Source organism: Citrobacter sp. MNAZ 1397, from assembly GCF_023613995.1.
In the GTDB taxonomy this organism is placed as follows: domain Bacteria; phylum Pseudomonadota; class Gammaproteobacteria; order Enterobacterales; family Enterobacteriaceae; genus Phytobacter; species Phytobacter ursingii.
Genome location: NZ_JAKIVH010000001.1, coordinates 2990720 through 3006760, shown reverse-complemented (window position 1 = coordinate 3006760; position 16041 = coordinate 2990720). Strand labels below are relative to the sequence as shown.

Here is a 16041-nt window from a genome sequence, read left to right as displayed (position 1 = left end):
GATGACAGTAGAAGTGCCGGATGACAGTTGCATTTCAGCTTTATGAATAAATGATAATACGGGGGAAACGAGGGAGAGCAGGCCCGGCAGCCGCGCCGGGCCTGAGGGCTTACAAAATCTTACGTTCCGCGAGGTCGAGAGCGAAGTAGCTGAAGATCAAATCGGCACCGGCGCGTTTAATGGCGCCCAGGCTTTCCAGTACGACTTTATCTTCGTCAATGGCGCCGGCTTGCGCGGCGAATTTGATCATTGCGTACTCACCACTCACTTGATAAGCACCCAGCGGTAACGTGGTGCGCTCACGGATATCGCGCAGGATATCAAGGTAAGCGCCAGCCGGTTTGACCATCAGGCAGTCAGCCCCCTCGGCTTCATCAATCAGCGACTCGCGGATCGCTTCACGACGGTTCATCGGGCTCATCTGGTAGGTTTTACGATCGCCTTTCAGCGCAGTACCGGCGGCTTCACGGAATGGGCCGTAGAATGACGATGCGAATTTAGTGGAATAGGACATGATGGCGGTGTCGGTAAAGCCTGCAGCATCAAGCGCCTGGCGAATCGCCTGCACCTGACCGTCCATTGCGGCGGAGGGGGCAATAAAATCAGCGCCGGCAGCGGCAGCAACCACCGCCTGTTTTCCGAGATTAATCAGCGTTGCGTCGTTGTCGACGCCGTGGTCGCAAAGTACGCCGCAATGACCATGCGAGGTGTACTCACAGAAACAGGTATCCGACATGACGATCATCTCCGGCACCGCGTCTTTGGCGATGCGCGACATGCGCGCCACCAGGCCGTTTTCCTGCCAGGCATCGCTACCCGTGGCATCCGTATGATGAGAAATACCAAACGTCATCACGGAACGAATGCCTGCTTTAGCAATGCGCTCGATTTCGCGGGCAAGGTATTTTTCCGGAATACGCAGCACGCCGGGCATGGCATTGATGGCTTTGTAATCGTCGATCTCTTCTTCAACAAAGATAGGCAACACCAGATCGTTCAGAGTGAGTGTTGTCTCTTCGAACATAGCGCGGAGCGAGGCAGATTTGCGCAGGCGGCGCGGGCGGGTGATTAAGTCGGTCATGATTTGCCTGATGTCTTAGGAACAGAGGGGACATTGTATCCGAAAAGTGACCAGTATGTTTCACCAAAATCGGCGTTAAGGTGACGGGATATTGCGGGGGAAGCAAGGATATTGCTGAGGTTTAAGTCATTCATCCGTTCAATTTTAATTGGCGGTGTTTATTTTTTGTTGTGATGTTATATGTCTTATTGTCGGTGGTTCTATTTCCTATAAAATGTATAAATGAATTTTTAATTGGTGATTAGATAGTGGCTTTTTTCTATCTTGTTGATTTGAATATGTTTGCTATCTTGTTATATTCTGATTTTTTAATTTCTTACTTAATAAGTCTGAATTCGGACTTTACGTGAACTTTAATTGAACCATTTTCTTTTTCTACGGCATAATTTCCCCGCAAATAATTTTATTGCATTTGATGCATTAATAATTGATGGACCAACGATAATGTCCCTGAGGAGGGATGACAAATGCACTCGTGGAAAAAGAAACTTGTAGTATCTCAATTAGCATTAGCCTGCACGTTGGCAATCGCTTCTCAGGCTCAGGCGACGACGTATAATACCTTCGGGTATCATGACGACACTACCACTGCGTTTAGCTGGGATGACTGGACTAACGCCGATAAGCTTAATTACATCTCTTATTATGGTTATATCTATAATAACGCGGCTGATGGTGCTTATGACCAAACCTTTAGCGGCGATGTGGTAAACGGTATTCTCTCCACGTATTACTTGAATCATGATTATACCGATGGTACTGCAAATACGCTGACCGTTAAGAATTCAACAATTCACGGTATGATTACGTCCCAAAAAGTTTATGATCATGATGGTTATGGTTGGACGAATGGAACTGACGTTGATTATAAATGGCATGACGGCGATGTATTCACTCTGAATATTGAAAACTCAACCATTGATGACGATTACGAATACTTCTATTTCACCGACACCTACCTTGATGGCGACAGCAAAACGGTATCAAAAGATTATCGTACCGCCGATTATGCTTATTTAGGTACTGCGGTAACGCTGGATGTTGAAAGTAATATCAATATTACCAAAAACTCTCGCGTTGCAGGTATTGCGCTGTCTCAGGGCGACACCTCTAATACGGGTTACACCACCGAATCCCATACCTGGGACAATAACATTGTTGTTGTAGATTCCACGGTGACGTCGGGTTCGTATGATCCGCTGGAAAACAACGGTTTTTATGGCAACTCTGCCGAGCCGAGCGATTATACTGGTAGTGGCGGTTCTAACGATGTTGCGCTTTCTTTCGCTGATAATTCCGCATCCAACTATGCAATGAAAAACAATGTGTCGCTCAGCAACTCAACGCTGAGAGGCGATGTTGTTTTCAATAGCAGATGGAATGCCAACTTCTACGCGAATGGTCATGATTCAAACAATGATGGTGTGCTCGATACCAACGGCGGCTGGATTGACGATGGTCTGAATGTTGACGAACTGAACATCACGCTGGACAACGGCAGTAAATGGACCGGTGCGGCAATCTTTAGCTATGATGCGATTGGTCCGGCAACTATGTATGACGTTGCAGTTAACAGCCTGGAGCCGGATTCGACCTATGACAAATGGGGCAACGTTGTTGATAACAAAACCTTCCAGAGCGGCCTGTTCAATGTTGCGCTGAATAATGGTTCCCACTGGAATACCGTTAATCGTTCAAATATCGATACCCTGACCGTGAATAACGGTTCTCATGTTGACGTAGCAAACGGTTCTACTCTGTTGGCTGACAGCATTAAATTGACCAATGGTTCAGCGATGAACCTGAGCTCTGGCGGTCAGGTCTCAACCGACCATTTGACTGTTGACAGCTACAGTACCGTCGATCTGAATAACGAAACTACCTGGCTGTATGCGAATACCATCACCGTGTCTAACGGCGGTGAGTTCAGTATTGGTGCTGGTGCGTATGAAGCTCGTGCGTTTGGTACGAATACCATGGAACTGACACATGGTGGTGTATTTGACATCAATAGCAGTGACTACGTATTAGATGCCGACCTGGTCAACGCCCATACCAATACGAAACACAAGTCTGACCCAACGTATGGTTACGGTATTATCGCTATGAATTCTGATGGTCACCTGACCGTCAACGGTAATGGCAATCTCAATAATGCCGACCAGGAATTCAGCGTTTACGATGCAAATGACAATGTAGTTGCAGCAAGCGGTAATTACAAAGTCCGTATCGACAACTCTACCGGCGCGGGCCGTATCGCTGACTACAAAGGTAAAGAACTTATCTACGTCAACGATGCAAATACCAAAGCTACCTTCAGCGCAGCAAACAAAGCTGACCTCGGTGCATATACCTATCAGGCTGAACAAAAGGGTAATACCGTTGTTCTGCGCCAGATGGAGCTGACCGACTACGCGAACATGGCGCTGAGCATTCCTTCTGCAAATACCAACATCTGGAATCTGCAACAGGATACTCTGTCTACCCGTCTGACCAATGGTCGTCACGGTCTGGTTGATAACGGCGGCGCATGGGTTAGCTACTTCGGTGGCAGCCTGAATGGCGACAACGGTGTGATCAACTACGATCAGGACGTTAGCGGCATCATGGTGGGTGTGGATAGCCTGGTTGACGGCAATAACGCGAAATGGACCGTCGGTGCAGCGGCTGGCTTTGCAAAAGGTGATGTGAATCATCGCACTGGCAAAGTCGATCAGGACAGCCAGTCGGCCTACATCTACTCTTCTGCGCGTTTTGCTAACGATGTCTTCCTGGATGGTAACCTGAGCTACAGCCGTTTCTCTAACGATCTGACTGCAACCATGAGTAATGGTCAGCATGTGACTGGCGACTCCTCTACGTCAGCATGGGGCTTCGGTCTGAAACTCGGTTATGACTGGAAAGTGAACGACAAAGGTTACGTAACTCCGTATGCAGGAATCTCCGGTCTGTTCCAGTCTGGTGATAACTATCGTCTGAGCAACGGCATGAAAGCAGGCGATCAGGATTACGACAGCCTGCGTTATGAACTGGGCGTGAACACGGGTTATACCTTCACCTATGGCAACGACCAGGCCCTGACGCCGTACTTCAACCTGGCTTATGTTTACGATGATTCCAACAACAAAGCTAAAGTGAATGGCGATTCCATCGACAACGGTGTTGAAGGTTCCGCAGTTCGCGTTGGTCTGGGTACGCAGTTCAGCTTCACCAAAAACTTCAGCGCTTACACTGATGTGAACTACCTGGGCGGCGGCGACGTTGAGCAGGATTGGGGTGCAAAAGTTGGCGTGAAATACACCTGGTAATAAATGTAGCAGGGAATATGATTTCCCTGCTATTTTATCAGTATCCAAATTCCCGCCACGGATTGGCGGGAATTTTATTTTACAAGGGATATGAATGATTGCATTAGACAAGCCGCTGGCGGAATTGTATTTATTGGATGAATGTTTTTCCCCCTATGGTATGCCTTTCGAATTGCCTAATGAGACTGTTTTAACGTTCGAAAATATTGACCCCAATAACGTGACCCTTATTCTTCATCAGGGTGAAATTGCCATTAGCCGCAAATTTAACAATGTATTATTGGGCATTGCCAAAGCGCCGTTTATCAAAGGGCTCAGTACTGGCCTTATTCAGCGGCCGTCCGAATACATCTATACCGCGCAAAATAAATGCTCAGGGTATTATTTGCCTTCAGATTTAGCCATGACACTTGTAGAGAAACACCAGCGCTGGCGGGAAGCTTTCACCTGGTTGACCTGGTGGCACCGTATTGCCGAAACACGGGATTGTCAGCTCATTGGCAGCAGTACTTACGATCAGATTCGGGCATCACTTTTAACGATGTCGGACTGGGACGAACCACTGCGGGCGCAGGTGGGCGTTTTGCAGTATATACAACGACGAACGGGCATTTCCCGCTCTGTCATTGCCGAAGTGCTGTCGGCACTCCGTAGAGGAAATTATATCGAAATGTATAAAGGCAAGCTGTCAAAGATTAACCGCTTGCCTTATGAGTATTGAGTGACGGTCTTGATAAATCAGGACGATGGTGTCATCACTGGCTTATTGTTGCTTAACTCGCTGACCAGGTCGTTTACGCCATCGCTCATATTAACGAAACGCGTCAACGGGGAACGTGTGATCACCACGAACACGCCGACATTACTTTGTGGGATCATCGCCATATAAGTAATGAAACCACCACCGCCACCCGTTTTCTGAATAATTCCCGGATGTCCATCTTTCGGCGCTATATAGACCCAGCCCAGGCCTAACGCATCGGCTTTACCCGGCACATCCATCCCGACAACCCGTGTGAGCTGATTGCGCTGATAGATCAACGTCTGCATCCGATCCGCCTGGCTATTACGGCTGTAAAAATCGGAGGAGAGGAATTGTTGCATCCAGCGCATCATATCACCTGGCGTTGAATAGACACCGCCGCTGCCAATGGCTGCCAGGGTGTTATCACACGGACTCGCGCCTTTTTCTGCCACCATCAGACGACGGCACTGGTCAGGCGATGGCGTAAACGTTGTGTCTTTCATCCCCAGGGGGCGCGTAATCTGCTCTTCGAAAAGCTGAGGGTACGGTTTACCCGCTGCATTTGCCAGGGCGTCGGCCAACAGATCAAACGCCAGGTTAGAATACGCAGCCTGGGTTCCTGGTGCAGATTTTAATGTCGCTGTAGAGAGCCAGTTCCAGCGCTCTGTACGGGTCGGCCAGGTAAACACGGTACGCTTCGCCGCACCGCCCGGTTGTTCACGCGGCAGTGCGCTGGTATGTGTCGCCAGGTTAACCAGCGTAATCGGCGCTCCCTGATAAGTTGGCACGCGCGCACCCGGAGGCGCATATTTGCTTAACGGATCGTTGAGTTTCACTACGCCCTGATCGAGGAGCTTCACCAGCATTTCGCTGGTCATAAGCTTGGAGAGCGAGGCAATGCGGATAACCGAGTCCAGTTGCGGACGAACGTTCGAACCGGGACGCGTTTCACCAAAGCTTCTGAATACTCGCTGATTACCATCAATCGCTACCATCGCCATCCCTGTTGCGCCACTGCCATAAAAAATATGGTTGGCGTAACGATCAACAATATCAGACGCGAAGACAGCATCGGGCGACTGTTGTGCTGCATGAGCGGAAGTCAGTGTTAACGCGCACAGCGTCGCAGAGAAAAACAAACAACGTTTCAACGAAAGCATCCGTAAATGAAAGAAGTGAATAATGCGTATTTATACTACCAGGCGGCCTATTTCAAAGCACCGAAAAGCGCATTAATTCGCTAAATAACGTAACGAGGGGTAAACATGAACTTTTTTCCGCATCGCAAAATAGCCGCTTCGTTGTGATACCCTTTTTCTTTCCGCAGCGAATTTCTGGAGGCGAACAATGTCAGGTAAGCGAGTGGTGATGGTCGTGGATATGCAAAACGGGGTTTTTGCGACGCCACGTCTACGACAAGAAGAGTGTGTAACACAGATTAATAAGCTTACACATGCCGCAGATACGGTGATCTTCATCCAGCACATCGAAAACGGTGGTCTGGAAGAGGGGAGCGAGGGATTCCAGTTGCTGCCCGATCTTTACCAGCCTGATAACGCATTGCATGTCACCAAAACCGCCTGTGACGGCTTTTACCGGACCCGTCTGGCGGATGTTTTATCTGAGCATGATATATCGGCATTCGTCATATGCGGCTGCGCGACGGATTATTGTCTTGATACCACATTAAAAAACGGAGCCAGCCGGGGATATGCTATCACCGTGGCCGGAGATGCCCATACGACAGCCGACCGACCAGCGGCCCCGGCTGAAACGTTAATCGCCCATTATAATGAAGTCTGGCGCACACTTACGGTGCCGGATAACCCCGTTTTTGTGAAACCCGTCGAAACAATTCTTCACGAGTGGCAAACGAACTAAGGCGTTACGCTCAGGTCTGATTCTACAGTTCTCACAACGCACGCTTCCGCAGGCATCTCCTGCGGTGGGGAAGCGTTGTGTGCCGTATGAGCTACGCACAAAAAATAAGAAGTGAGCAGGAGAGTATTATGTTTAAGTCTTTTTTCCCAAAGCCGAAGCTGTTCTTTCTCTCGGCCTTTATTTGGGCACTGATCGCAGTCGTTTTCTGGCAGGCCGGTGGGCAAGCCTGGATAATGCGGCTGGTTGGCGCTTCTGAGGATGTTCCCATCAGCGCTGCGCGCTTCTGGTCCCTGAACTTCCTGCTGTTTTATGCCTACTACGCATTTAGCGTCGGCCTCTTTGCGCTCTTCTGGTTTTTCTACGCCCCGCATCGCTGGCAGCGCTGGTCAATTCTTGGAACGGCTTTAATCATTTTTGTGACCTGGTTTCTGGTGGAAATCAACGTCGCGATTAACGCCTGGTACGCGCCATTTTACGATCTTATTCAAAAGGCACTCAGCGCGCCGAATAAAGTCAGTATTGGTCAGCTTTACAGTGAAATTGGCGTCTTTTTATGGATCGCACTGATTGCGGTAACCGTCGCGGTGCTCAACAACTTCTTTGTGAGCCACTATGTCTTTCGCTGGCGTACAGCTATGAACGAATTTTATATGGAGCACTGGGATCAGTTGCGCCATATCGAAGGGGCGGCGCAGCGTGTTCAGGAAGACACCATGCGTTTTGCGTCTACGCTTGAAGACATGGGGGTTAGCTTTATCAATGCCGTCATGACGCTGATTGCTTTTTTGCCGGTTCTGGTGGCGCTGTCGCCACACGTAGAGGAATTGCCACTGATAGGGCATCTGCCATATGGCCTGGTGATTGCGTCTATTGCCTGGGCTCTCTCAGGAACCTTTTTACTGGCATTTGTCGGGATTAAACTGCCGGGGCTGGAGTTCAAAAATCAGCGCGTGGAAGCTGCATATCGTAAAGAGCTGGTGTATGGCGAAGATGATGTCAACCGCGCCAAACCGCATACGGTGAAAGAGCTCTTTTCTGCCGTTCGCCGTAACTATTTCCGTCTTTATTTCCACTATACGTATTTCAACATCGCCCGTATTTTGTACCTGCAGGTGGATGTGGTGTTCGGCCTGGTCGTACTTTTCCCGACCATCGCCGCCGGGGCCATTACTTTTGGTCTGATGCGCCAAATCACAAACGTGTTTGAACAGGTGCGCAGCTCATTCCAGTATCTGATCTCCTCCTGGACCACACTGGTGGAACTGATGTCCATCTATAAACGTTTGCGTAGCTTTGAAAGCGAGTTGAATGCACCGCCAGCATCGCAAATGACCAACACTTTCAGTTAATGCAAGGAACGATATGTCTGTTTGCGCGCCGCGTCTTATCGCGACCACAATGACACTGCTGGCGGGAATGATTCTCGCCGGTTGTACAACACCAAAAAACACGACCAGTGCGGGGAAAGAGGCGAAGGAGGGCGAAGCGGAAAAACCCCGTGATGTGGCGAGCGTGGTCAGAGAAAAAATGCCCGCAAGTGTGAAAGACCGGGAGGCATGGGCGCAAGATATTGCCACCACCTTTTCCAGTCAGTCGATTGCGCCGACGCTGGAAAATATCTGTTCGGTACTGGCGGTCGCGCAGCAGGAATCTAACTATCAGGCCGATCCGGTGGTGCCCGGGTTGAATAAAATTGCCTGGAAAGAGATTGACCGTCGCGCGGCACGTTTACATATCCCACTTGCCCTGGTGCACACCGCGCTGAAAATTGAATCGCCCAATGGCAAAAGCTATAGCGAGCGGCTGGACAAGGTCAAAACCGAAAAACAGCTGAGTGAAATTTTCGATGATTTTATCAGCGTCGTCCCGATGGGGCAGACGCTCTTTGGTTCTTATAACCCGGTGCATACCGGTGGGCCTATGCAAGTCAGCGTTGCGTTTGCCGAGAAGCACACCAACGGCTACCCGTGGAAAATGGAAGGCTCGGTGCGACAAGAGGTTTTTACCCGTCGCGGCGGCCTGTGGTTTGGCACATACCACTTACTCAATTATCCGGCCAATTACACAGCCCCCCTTTACCGCTTTGCTGATTTTAATGCCGGACATTACGCCAGCCGTAATGCGGCGTTTCAGAATGCGCTAAGCAAAGCCACCGGCGTTAAACTGGCGCTGGATGGCGATCTGATTCAGTACGGCAGTAGCGATGCAGGAGCAACAGAACTGGCGGCCAGAAAACTGGAGGCAAAACTCGGGATGAGCGACAGAGATATCCGCCGCCAGTTACAAACCGGCGACAGCATTGCCTTAGAAAAAACGGCGTTATACCAGAATGTTTACCGTCTGGCCGAACAGAAGGCCGGGAAGACGTTACCGCGCGAAATGCTACCGGGGATCCAACTGGAGAGCCCGAAGATCACACGCAACCTGACAACCGCCTGGTTTGCGAAGCGTGTCGATGACCGCCGGGCGCAATGTATGTTGAAAAATTAATGATGGCGTCGCCAGCGCAATATCAGGGCAATCACGCCCAGAAAAGCGCTGCCAATCAGGAAAGGCACCAGACCAAAAATGGTGCCGACGCCAAACCCCATCTCGACATGTGGTCGGCTGGTGTCCTGTATCTGCATCAAATGTTCAAAAACCCCGGGCGCATGCACCAACAGGTTAAGCAGCTGCGCGCCCGCCCAGAAGCAGAGCAGCACAAACACGGCATAAGCGATATTACCGGGCGTAGAGGCGTCGCGAGTTTTTTTACCCGAAAAGGGTTTCGACAGGGTAAAGTCAGCCATATAGACCTCCGCTACGTTTAATTACGTTGGCTCAGTGCCAGTGAATCGATGGCTCAGTGCCAGTGAATCGATGTAATTTTGACAGGTCGGTTAAATTGTCAACATCGGAATGGTGATAATTTCGCACCGGGAATGATTCCCGATGTGTAAATTTTGTACGTGCTCACATTTCCGTAACATTTTGATTACTGAATTAACATTTCAGAATTTCCGCATATGCCACAGACGGGCCATGACAAATATGCGAGGATGGCGTTTTTATTGCCGGAGTTGTCATGAAGCTGCCTTCAAAAATACGCCGTGACTGGCATTACTATGCGTTTGCGATTGGTTTGATCTTTATTCTGAATGGCGTTGTGGGTTTGCTGGGTTTTGAAACGAAAGGCTGGCAAAACTATGCCGTCGGGCTTGTAACCTGGGTTATCAGTTTCTGGCTTGCCGGATTTATTATTCGCCGCCGCCCCGAAGAAAACGAAGAAGCGGCGAATGAGGAAGAAAAAACGCAGGATTAACCGTTCATCGAGCTTTTCAGCGCGCTATCAGCTTGATGGCGCGCCAGGGCCAGTTCAATCAGGCGCGTGATCAGATCGGTATAGCCGAGACCACTCGCCTGCCACAGTTTCGGATACATGCTGATATTGGTGAAACCGGGCAATGTGTTGATCTCATTGATGATCACTTCGTTGTCAGGCGTCAGGAATACGTCGACCCGCGCCATTCCGGCGCAGCCCAGCGTCTGATAAGCCTGGATAGCGATGGCACGTATATGATCGTTCACTTCGGGCGCGATTGCCGCTGGGACAACCACCTGAGCACCATTATCGTCAATGTATTTGGTGTCGTAGGCGTAAAACTCGCTGTTAAGCACGATTTCGCCACAGGTGCTGGCCTGCGGATCGTCATTGCCCAGCACCGCACATTCGATCTCGCGACCAATGATGCCTGTTTCGACAACCACTTTATGGTCAAATTCGAATGCCAGGCTGACGGCGGCATGGTATTGCGCTTCGTTGGTGACCTTACTGACGCCGACGGAGGAGCCCTGGTTGGCGGGTTTCACAAACAGAGGCAGCCCAAGCTTCGTCTGTATCTCAGCAAAAGGAATACGATCGCGATTGCTGCGGGTTAAGGTGACAAACGGCGCGATGGCGAGACCTGCATCACGCAGAAGGCGTTTGGTCACGTCTTTGTCCATACAGGCGGCGGAACCCAGAACATCGGAACCAACAAAAGGCAGATTTGCCATGCGCAGCAGGCCCTGTAGCGTGCCGTCTTCACCCTGCGTACCATGAACGATCGGGAAAATCACATCCACTTGCGCAAAGGGCTTAGCATCACTGGCATTCATCAGTTGCTGTGACGGTTGTCCTGGTACCAGCGCAACGCTGCTTTCAGAGGGATTAAGTGCAATTCGCGCCGGATCGCTGGCATTTTGCAGATAATTATTCGCGTCGTTGATATGCCACTGACCCTGTTTATCGATCCCCAGCAGTACCACATCGAAACGCGATTTATCCATTGCATCGACAATATTTTTTGCCGATTGCAGCGACACTTCATGTTCAGCCGACTTGCCGCCGAACACGACCCCTACCCGCAGTTTTGCCATCTCAACTTTCACTCACTTGAATCAGAAAGCACATACCATATCACTTCTGCCATACTGTTTTGCAGTGATTAATGGAGGGGATGCGTGAAAGGGAAAGGCTTCATCATTTTGTTTATTTTGTTGGGCGGACTGGCGGTAGGCTGGCGCTATTTGCCCGCGTACTATAACCCTTTCGCACCCTTACAACTTACTGATCCTCCAGGTCGAATTACTCAGTTTAAGTTACGTCGGCTCAATTCGGGGCAGTGTATCGATTTGCTGCAACAGGCGAACCAGCAACAACTCATCTCCTCAACCTCTGTCGCTGATACTCAGGGGGACTGTCCGCTGAAAGAGGTGGTACGGGTGCGCGATTTTGGCCCGGTCAAACTCAGCAGTAGTTTTCTTGCCAGTTGCCCGCTGGCGCTCAGTTCGGCACTCTTTGTTGAACAACAGGCCCGGCCGCTAACGCAGCAATTTATGCGTAGTCCGCTCACGCGCATCGACCATCTGGGAAGTTACGCCTGCCGTAATATCTATAATCGACCCGGTGCCCGGCTCAGTGAACATGCCACTGCTGAAGCGCTGGATATTAGCGGTTTTCGGCTGGCAAACGGCCAGCAAGTGACGATACTGCGTGGTTGGCCGCGCGATGACACGCAACCCTGGCTACAGGCGATGTTAAGCGCAAGTTGTGAGTATTACGGCAATAGCCTCGGGCCGGAATATAACGCGGCGCACGCCAACCATTTTCATCTCGGGATGCGTGGGTTTGGGCTCTGTCGCTAAAGCATAAACTACCGAAATAAGTGTGGTTTATATTCTGGGCTGTGGTCTGTGGTGGAATAGGGAAGATAAAAAACCAAAAAAAAACGAATCGCACCTCTGGCGCGTATTCTTATTCCCATTCTTGTTAACCTGTGCGTAATTTGTCAAAAACTGAAAAATAATTGCTGTTTATGGAATCCTGGAGAATTAACCTTATTTCCGTATGGTTCGGCTGTTTTTTCACCGGTCTTGCCATCAGTCAAATCTTACCGTTCCTGCCCTTATATGTCTCCCAGTTAGGGGTCTCTTCTCACGAAGCTTTGTCAATGTGGTCCGGGTTGACCTTCAGCGTCACTTTTATGGTTTCCGCGATAGTGTCACCACTCTGGGGCAGCCTTGCTGACAGAAAAGGGCGCAAATTAATGCTGTTGCGCGCCTCGCTGGGTATGGCAATCGCCATTTTACTGCAGGCTTTTGCGACAAATGTCTGGCAATTGCTTATTTTACGCGGCGTCATGGGACTCACGTCCGGTTATATTCCCAATGCAATGGCGCTGGTAGCCTCTCAGGCTCCTCGTGAACGGAGCGGTTGGGCACTGAGTACACTCTCAACAGCGCAAATCAGCGGGGTCATTGGCGGGCCGTTAATGGGGGGCTTTCTGGCTGACCATTTTGGTTTACGAACCGTTTTTTTAATCACCGCGACGCTGCTGATTGTCAGTTTTCTGGTCACTCTGTTTTTGATTAAAGAGGGTGCGCGTCCTAAGGTCAGCAAGGCACAGAGGTTGAGCGGCAAGGCCGTTTTTTCCTCGCTACCTTACCCAGGCCTGGTCATAAGTCTCTTTCTGACCACGCTGGTTATCCAGTTATGTAATGGTTCTATCGGGCCTATTCTGGCGCTGTTTATCCAGTCTATGACTCCTGACAGCAACAATATTGCCTTCCTTAGTGGGATGATTGCCGCCGTACCGGGTGTTTCCGCGCTTATCTCGGCGCCGCGTCTGGGGAAGCTTGGCGATCGAATTGGCACGGCGCGTATTTTGATGGCAACGTTAGTCTGCGCCGTGGTGCTATTTTTCGCCATGTCCTTTGTCACCTCGCCGCTGCAACTGGGCATTCTACGTTTTATGCTTGGCTTCGCCGATGGCGCGATGCTGCCTGCCGTACAAACGCTGCTGCTTAAATATTCCAGCGACCAGGTGACAGGCCGTATTTTTGGTTATAACCAATCGTTTATGTATTTAGGCAATGTGGTCGGGCCGCTAATGGGGGCATCCGTTTCGGCGATGGCCGGATTCCGCTGGGTATTTGTCGCCACGGCGCTTGTAGTCTTATGCAATATCTGGCAGCTCGCGCTGGCATTACGTAAAACGCGACGCTGAGCGAATATCCAGATCGGAAACTTCTGGCTCCGGTCTGGATATAATTTTCCTTTATAGAAAAATAAATCCATTTATCTCCCGCTTCGCTTTTATAGGCTATATATTTGCTTTTACGTCATAGAAACGTTTCGTTACTCGATTTCCCGGTTTACGTCTCTACATAGCGCAAAATTTAGCGAAAAATAATAGATGCATCCACTTTGCAACTACAGAACAGAGTGCTAACGTCATCGCATATCACATAAGGAAATAGCGCTATGAAAAATCTCATTGCAGAGCTGTTGGTAAAACTCGCGGAAAAGGAAGAGGAATCCAAAGAACTGGTTGCGCAGGTGGAAGCGCTGGAGATCGTTGTGACTGCACTTTTACGTCAGATGGCGCTGCCTGAGCAACAGGCGCTTATCCAGAGTATCGAAGGTGCGATGGACGATGTTCATCCAGGAACGGACGTTTCCGATCATGACACGGAGTTGCTGCAACAGTATATAAAAAAGCTTTTAAGGCACCCGCGCACCTGAGATTTTGAGATAAATCACGCTGTCATCTCACTGTCATGCGCGGTGCCTATAGTCGCTCTGTTTTATTTCTTTTTAAGTATTTATACACGGAGAAAATAAAGTGAAACAGAGCGCATTATTCGTCGCCTTATTCCCTATGTTGTTTACCCCTGCTATTTATGCGGATACCACTTCCGCTACCACCGTTCTTGAGAATCGTGCCGCTAAGGGCGATATTACGACGCAAGGCGGTGCCCGTCGTTTAAGTGCCGATCAAACTGACGCAATACGTTCCTCGCTCAATGATAAACCGGCTAAAAATATTATTCTGCTGATCGGCGATGGCATGGGCGACTCCGAAATTACCGCTGCGCGAAATTATGCCGAAGGGGCTGGCGGTTATTTTAAAGGCATCGATGCGTTACCGCTGACGGGCCAGTACACCCACTACGCTCTGGATAAGAAAACGGGCAAACCCGACTACGTGACCGACTCCGCGGCATCCGCAACGGCGTGGTCTACCGGCGTAAAAACGTATAACGGCGCATTGGGTGTCGATATTCACGAAAAAGATCATATGACGATACTGGAGATGGCAAAGGCAGCCGGCCTTGCCACCGGTAACGTCTCGACAGCTGAACTGCAGGACGCGACGCCTGCCGCGCTAATTTCCCATGTGACATCGCGTAAATGTTACGGCCCGAGCGTTACCACTGAAAAATGTGCCAGCAATGCGCTGGAAAAAGGCGGCAAAGGCTCCATTACCGAGCAGTTATTGAATGCGCGTGCCGATGTCACCTTAGGCGGCGGGGCGAAGACATTCAGTGAAACGGCAACTGCGGGTGACTGGAAAGGTAAAACGTTGCGTGAGCAGGCGCAGGCGCGTGGTTATCAGTTAGTCGGGGATGCCACGACGCTGGCCGCCATTACCGAAGCAAATCAGGATAAACCCCTGCTGGGTCTGTTCTCTGATGGCAATATGCCGGTTCGCTGGGAAGGCCCGAAAGCCTCATTGCACGGTAATATCGATAAACCCGCGGTGACCTGCACGCCGAATGCGAAACGTACCGACAGCATACCGACGCTGGCGCAGATGACCGAAAAAGCGATCGATCTGCTGAGCAAAAATGAAAAAGGTTTCTTCCTGCAGGTAGAAGGCGCATCGATCGATAAACAAGATCATGCTGCCAATCCGTGCGGCCAGATTGGTGAAACCGTAGACCTTGACGAAGCCGTGCAAAAAGCGCTGGCCTTCGCCAAAAAAGATGGCAACACGCTGGTCATCGTTACCGCTGACCATGCTCACGCCAGTCAGATTATCCCGGCTGATACCAAAGCGCCTGGTCTGAGTCAGTTGTTGAATACCAAAGACGGTGCGGTGATGGCGATCACATACGGTAACTCTGAGGAAGAGTCGATGGAGCATACCGGTACGCAGGTTCGTCTGGCAGCCTATGGCCCACATGCGGCTAACGTCGTAGGCCTGACCGATCAGACCGATCTGTTCTTCACCATGAAGGACGCGCTTGGACTGAAATAAGCGCCAGCCCGGCAGGAAATCTCTCTTGCCGGGTGGTTTTTTCGCCATGACAGACCATCCTTAAGGGGCAAGGCTTACAGAAGGATGGTGCTATGAAAATAACGTTACTTGTTACGCTCCTGTTCGGCCTGGTGTTTGTTACTGCACTCAGTGCCGCTGAGAAGACCCTTACCCCTCAACAACAACGTATGACCCTCTGCAATCAACAGGCTACTGCGCAGACCCTTTCCGGCGATGCCCGCAAGCGGTATATGAGCGATTGCCTGAAAAACACCAAAACCGAGCCCGGACAAAAAAGTCTGAGTCCCCAGCAGCAAAAAATGCGCGAATGCAACGCACAGGCGACGCAGCAGTCGCTTAAAGGCGAAGATCGCAGCAAATTTATGCGTGGCTGCCTAAAAAAAACGGGCTAATCCAAACGGGTGAGTTCGCCACGCGACTCACCCGAAATTTCATACTTTC

At 50.3% G+C, this 16041-nt stretch carries 15 protein-coding genes; 11 read left to right on the top strand and 4 right to left on the bottom strand.

Annotated elements, in window-relative coordinates; genetic code table 11:
• Positions 1 to 109: 109 nt before the first annotated feature.
• A complete protein-coding gene (gene hemB, locus L2097_RS14125; RefSeq protein WP_047371643.1) occupies positions 110 to 1081 on the bottom strand; it encodes a porphobilinogen synthase in 972 nt (323 codons plus the stop codon).
• Between the two features lie 467 nt (positions 1082 to 1548).
• Between hemB and L2097_RS14120 the strand changes: the two genes are divergently transcribed.
• Positions 1549 to 4389, top strand: a complete 2841-nt coding sequence (locus L2097_RS14120) for an autotransporter YaiT-related protein (RefSeq protein ID WP_250353062.1) — start codon at positions 1549 to 1551, stop codon at positions 4387 to 4389.
• Between the two features lie 94 nt (positions 4390 to 4483).
• Entirely contained in the window at positions 4484 to 5110 is a 627-nt protein-coding gene (locus tag L2097_RS14115) for a helix-turn-helix domain-containing protein (RefSeq protein ID WP_250353061.1), read from the top strand.
• Positions 5111 to 5127: 17 nt separating this feature from the next.
• Here L2097_RS14115 and ampH read toward each other — a convergent pair whose 3' ends face one another.
• Positions 5128 to 6285: a D-alanyl-D-alanine-carboxypeptidase/endopeptidase AmpH gene (gene ampH / locus L2097_RS14110; protein WP_250353060.1), complete on the bottom strand. Its 1158-nt coding sequence runs from the start codon at positions 6283 to 6285 to the stop codon at positions 5128 to 5130.
• Positions 6286 to 6481: 196 nt separating this feature from the next.
• On the opposite strand from ampH, the gene L2097_RS14105 reads away from it, so the two are divergent.
• The 3 genes from L2097_RS14105 to L2097_RS14095 all read left to right on the top strand — a co-directional run bounded on the left by L2097_RS14105 (position 6482) and on the right by L2097_RS14095 (position 9505).
• A complete protein-coding gene (locus L2097_RS14105; RefSeq protein ID WP_250353059.1) occupies positions 6482 to 7015 on the top strand; it encodes an isochorismatase family protein in 534 nt (177 codons plus the stop codon).
• 128 nt (positions 7016 to 7143) lie between these two features.
• The gene (gene sbmA, locus L2097_RS14100; RefSeq protein ID WP_047371638.1) at positions 7144 to 8364 is read left to right on the top strand and encodes a peptide antibiotic transporter SbmA; all 1221 of its coding nucleotides are present in this window, start codon (positions 7144 to 7146) and stop codon (positions 8362 to 8364) included.
• Between the two features lie 13 nt (positions 8365 to 8377).
• On the top strand, positions 8378 to 9505 hold the full coding sequence (locus tag L2097_RS14095; protein WP_250353058.1) for a DUF1615 domain-containing protein: 1128 nt from the start codon (positions 8378 to 8380) through the stop codon (positions 9503 to 9505).
• Here the strand turns inward: L2097_RS14095 and L2097_RS14090 are convergent.
• Positions 9502 to 9804: a DUF2755 family protein gene (locus tag L2097_RS14090; RefSeq protein WP_250353057.1), complete on the bottom strand. Its 303-nt coding sequence runs from the start codon at positions 9802 to 9804 to the stop codon at positions 9502 to 9504. The genes L2097_RS14095 and L2097_RS14090 overlap by 4 nt on opposite strands.
• 275 nt (positions 9805 to 10079) lie before the next feature.
• Between L2097_RS14090 and L2097_RS14085 the strand changes: the two genes are divergently transcribed.
• Entirely contained in the window at positions 10080 to 10316 is a 237-nt protein-coding gene (locus L2097_RS14085; RefSeq protein ID WP_047371635.1) for a DUF2754 family protein, read from the top strand.
• Here the strand turns inward: L2097_RS14085 and ddlA are convergent.
• On the bottom strand, positions 10313 to 11413 hold the full coding sequence (ddlA, locus tag L2097_RS14080; RefSeq protein ID WP_250353056.1) for a D-alanine--D-alanine ligase: 1101 nt from the start codon (positions 11411 to 11413) through the stop codon (positions 10313 to 10315). The two genes, L2097_RS14085 and ddlA, sit on opposite strands and share 4 nt — an antisense overlap.
• Before the next feature lie 84 nt (positions 11414 to 11497).
• Between ddlA and L2097_RS14075 the strand changes: the two genes are divergently transcribed.
• The 5 genes from L2097_RS14075 (at position 11498) to psiF (ending at position 15992) form a co-directional block, all read left to right on the top strand.
• On the top strand, positions 11498 to 12181 hold the full coding sequence (locus L2097_RS14075) for an extensin-like domain-containing protein (RefSeq protein ID WP_250353055.1): 684 nt from the start codon (positions 11498 to 11500) through the stop codon (positions 12179 to 12181).
• A 170-nt stretch (positions 12182 to 12351) separates the two neighbouring features.
• Positions 12352 to 13542, top strand: coding sequence for a multidrug efflux MFS transporter (locus L2097_RS14070; RefSeq protein WP_047373381.1), 1191 nt, complete (start codon positions 12352 to 12354; stop codon positions 13540 to 13542).
• A gap of 257 nt (positions 13543 to 13799) precedes the next feature.
• On the top strand, positions 13800 to 14060 hold the full coding sequence (gene iraP / locus L2097_RS14065) for an anti-adapter protein IraP (protein WP_085006147.1): 261 nt from the start codon (positions 13800 to 13802) through the stop codon (positions 14058 to 14060).
• 100 nt (positions 14061 to 14160) lie between these two features.
• A complete protein-coding gene (phoA, locus tag L2097_RS14060; protein ID WP_350028997.1) occupies positions 14161 to 15579 on the top strand; it encodes an alkaline phosphatase in 1419 nt (472 codons plus the stop codon).
• A gap of 92 nt (positions 15580 to 15671) precedes the next feature.
• Entirely contained in the window at positions 15672 to 15992 is a 321-nt protein-coding gene (psiF, locus tag L2097_RS14055) for a phosphate starvation-inducible protein PsiF (protein ID WP_103280303.1), read from the top strand.
• The last annotated feature ends 49 nt before the right edge of the window (positions 15993 to 16041 follow it).

Excerpts from the sequence above, each read along its gene's own strand:
- L2097_RS14115 (WP_250353061.1), top strand. The coding sequence starts at position 4,484 with ATGATTGCATTAGACAAGCCGCTGGCGGAATTGTATTTATTGGATGAA.
- L2097_RS14095 (WP_250353058.1), top strand. The coding sequence starts at position 8,378 with ATGTCTGTTTGCGCGCCGCGTCTTATCGCGACCACAATGACACTGCTG.
- sbmA (WP_047371638.1), top strand. The coding sequence starts at position 7,144 with ATGTTTAAGTCTTTTTTCCCAAAGCCGAAGCTGTTCTTTCTCTCGGCC.
- L2097_RS14120 (WP_250353062.1), top strand. The coding sequence starts at position 1,549 with ATGCACTCGTGGAAAAAGAAACTTGTAGTATCTCAATTAGCATTAGCC.
- iraP (WP_085006147.1), top strand. The coding sequence starts at position 13,800 with ATGAAAAATCTCATTGCAGAGCTGTTGGTAAAACTCGCGGAAAAGGAA.
- L2097_RS14085 (WP_047371635.1), top strand. The coding sequence starts at position 10,080 with ATGAAGCTGCCTTCAAAAATACGCCGTGACTGGCATTACTATGCGTTT.
- hemB (WP_047371643.1), bottom strand. The coding sequence starts at position 1,081 with ATGACCGACTTAATCACCCGCCCGCGCCGCCTGCGCAAATCTGCCTCG.
- ddlA (WP_250353056.1), bottom strand. The coding sequence starts at position 11,413 with ATGGCAAAACTGCGGGTAGGGGTCGTGTTCGGCGGCAAGTCGGCTGAA.
- L2097_RS14090 (WP_250353057.1), bottom strand. The coding sequence starts at position 9,804 with ATGGCTGACTTTACCCTGTCGAAACCCTTTTCGGGTAAAAAAACTCGC.
- L2097_RS14070 (WP_047373381.1), top strand. The coding sequence starts at position 12,352 with ATGGAATCCTGGAGAATTAACCTTATTTCCGTATGGTTCGGCTGTTTT.
- L2097_RS14105 (WP_250353059.1), top strand. The coding sequence starts at position 6,482 with ATGTCAGGTAAGCGAGTGGTGATGGTCGTGGATATGCAAAACGGGGTT.
- psiF (WP_103280303.1), top strand. The coding sequence starts at position 15,672 with ATGAAAATAACGTTACTTGTTACGCTCCTGTTCGGCCTGGTGTTTGTT.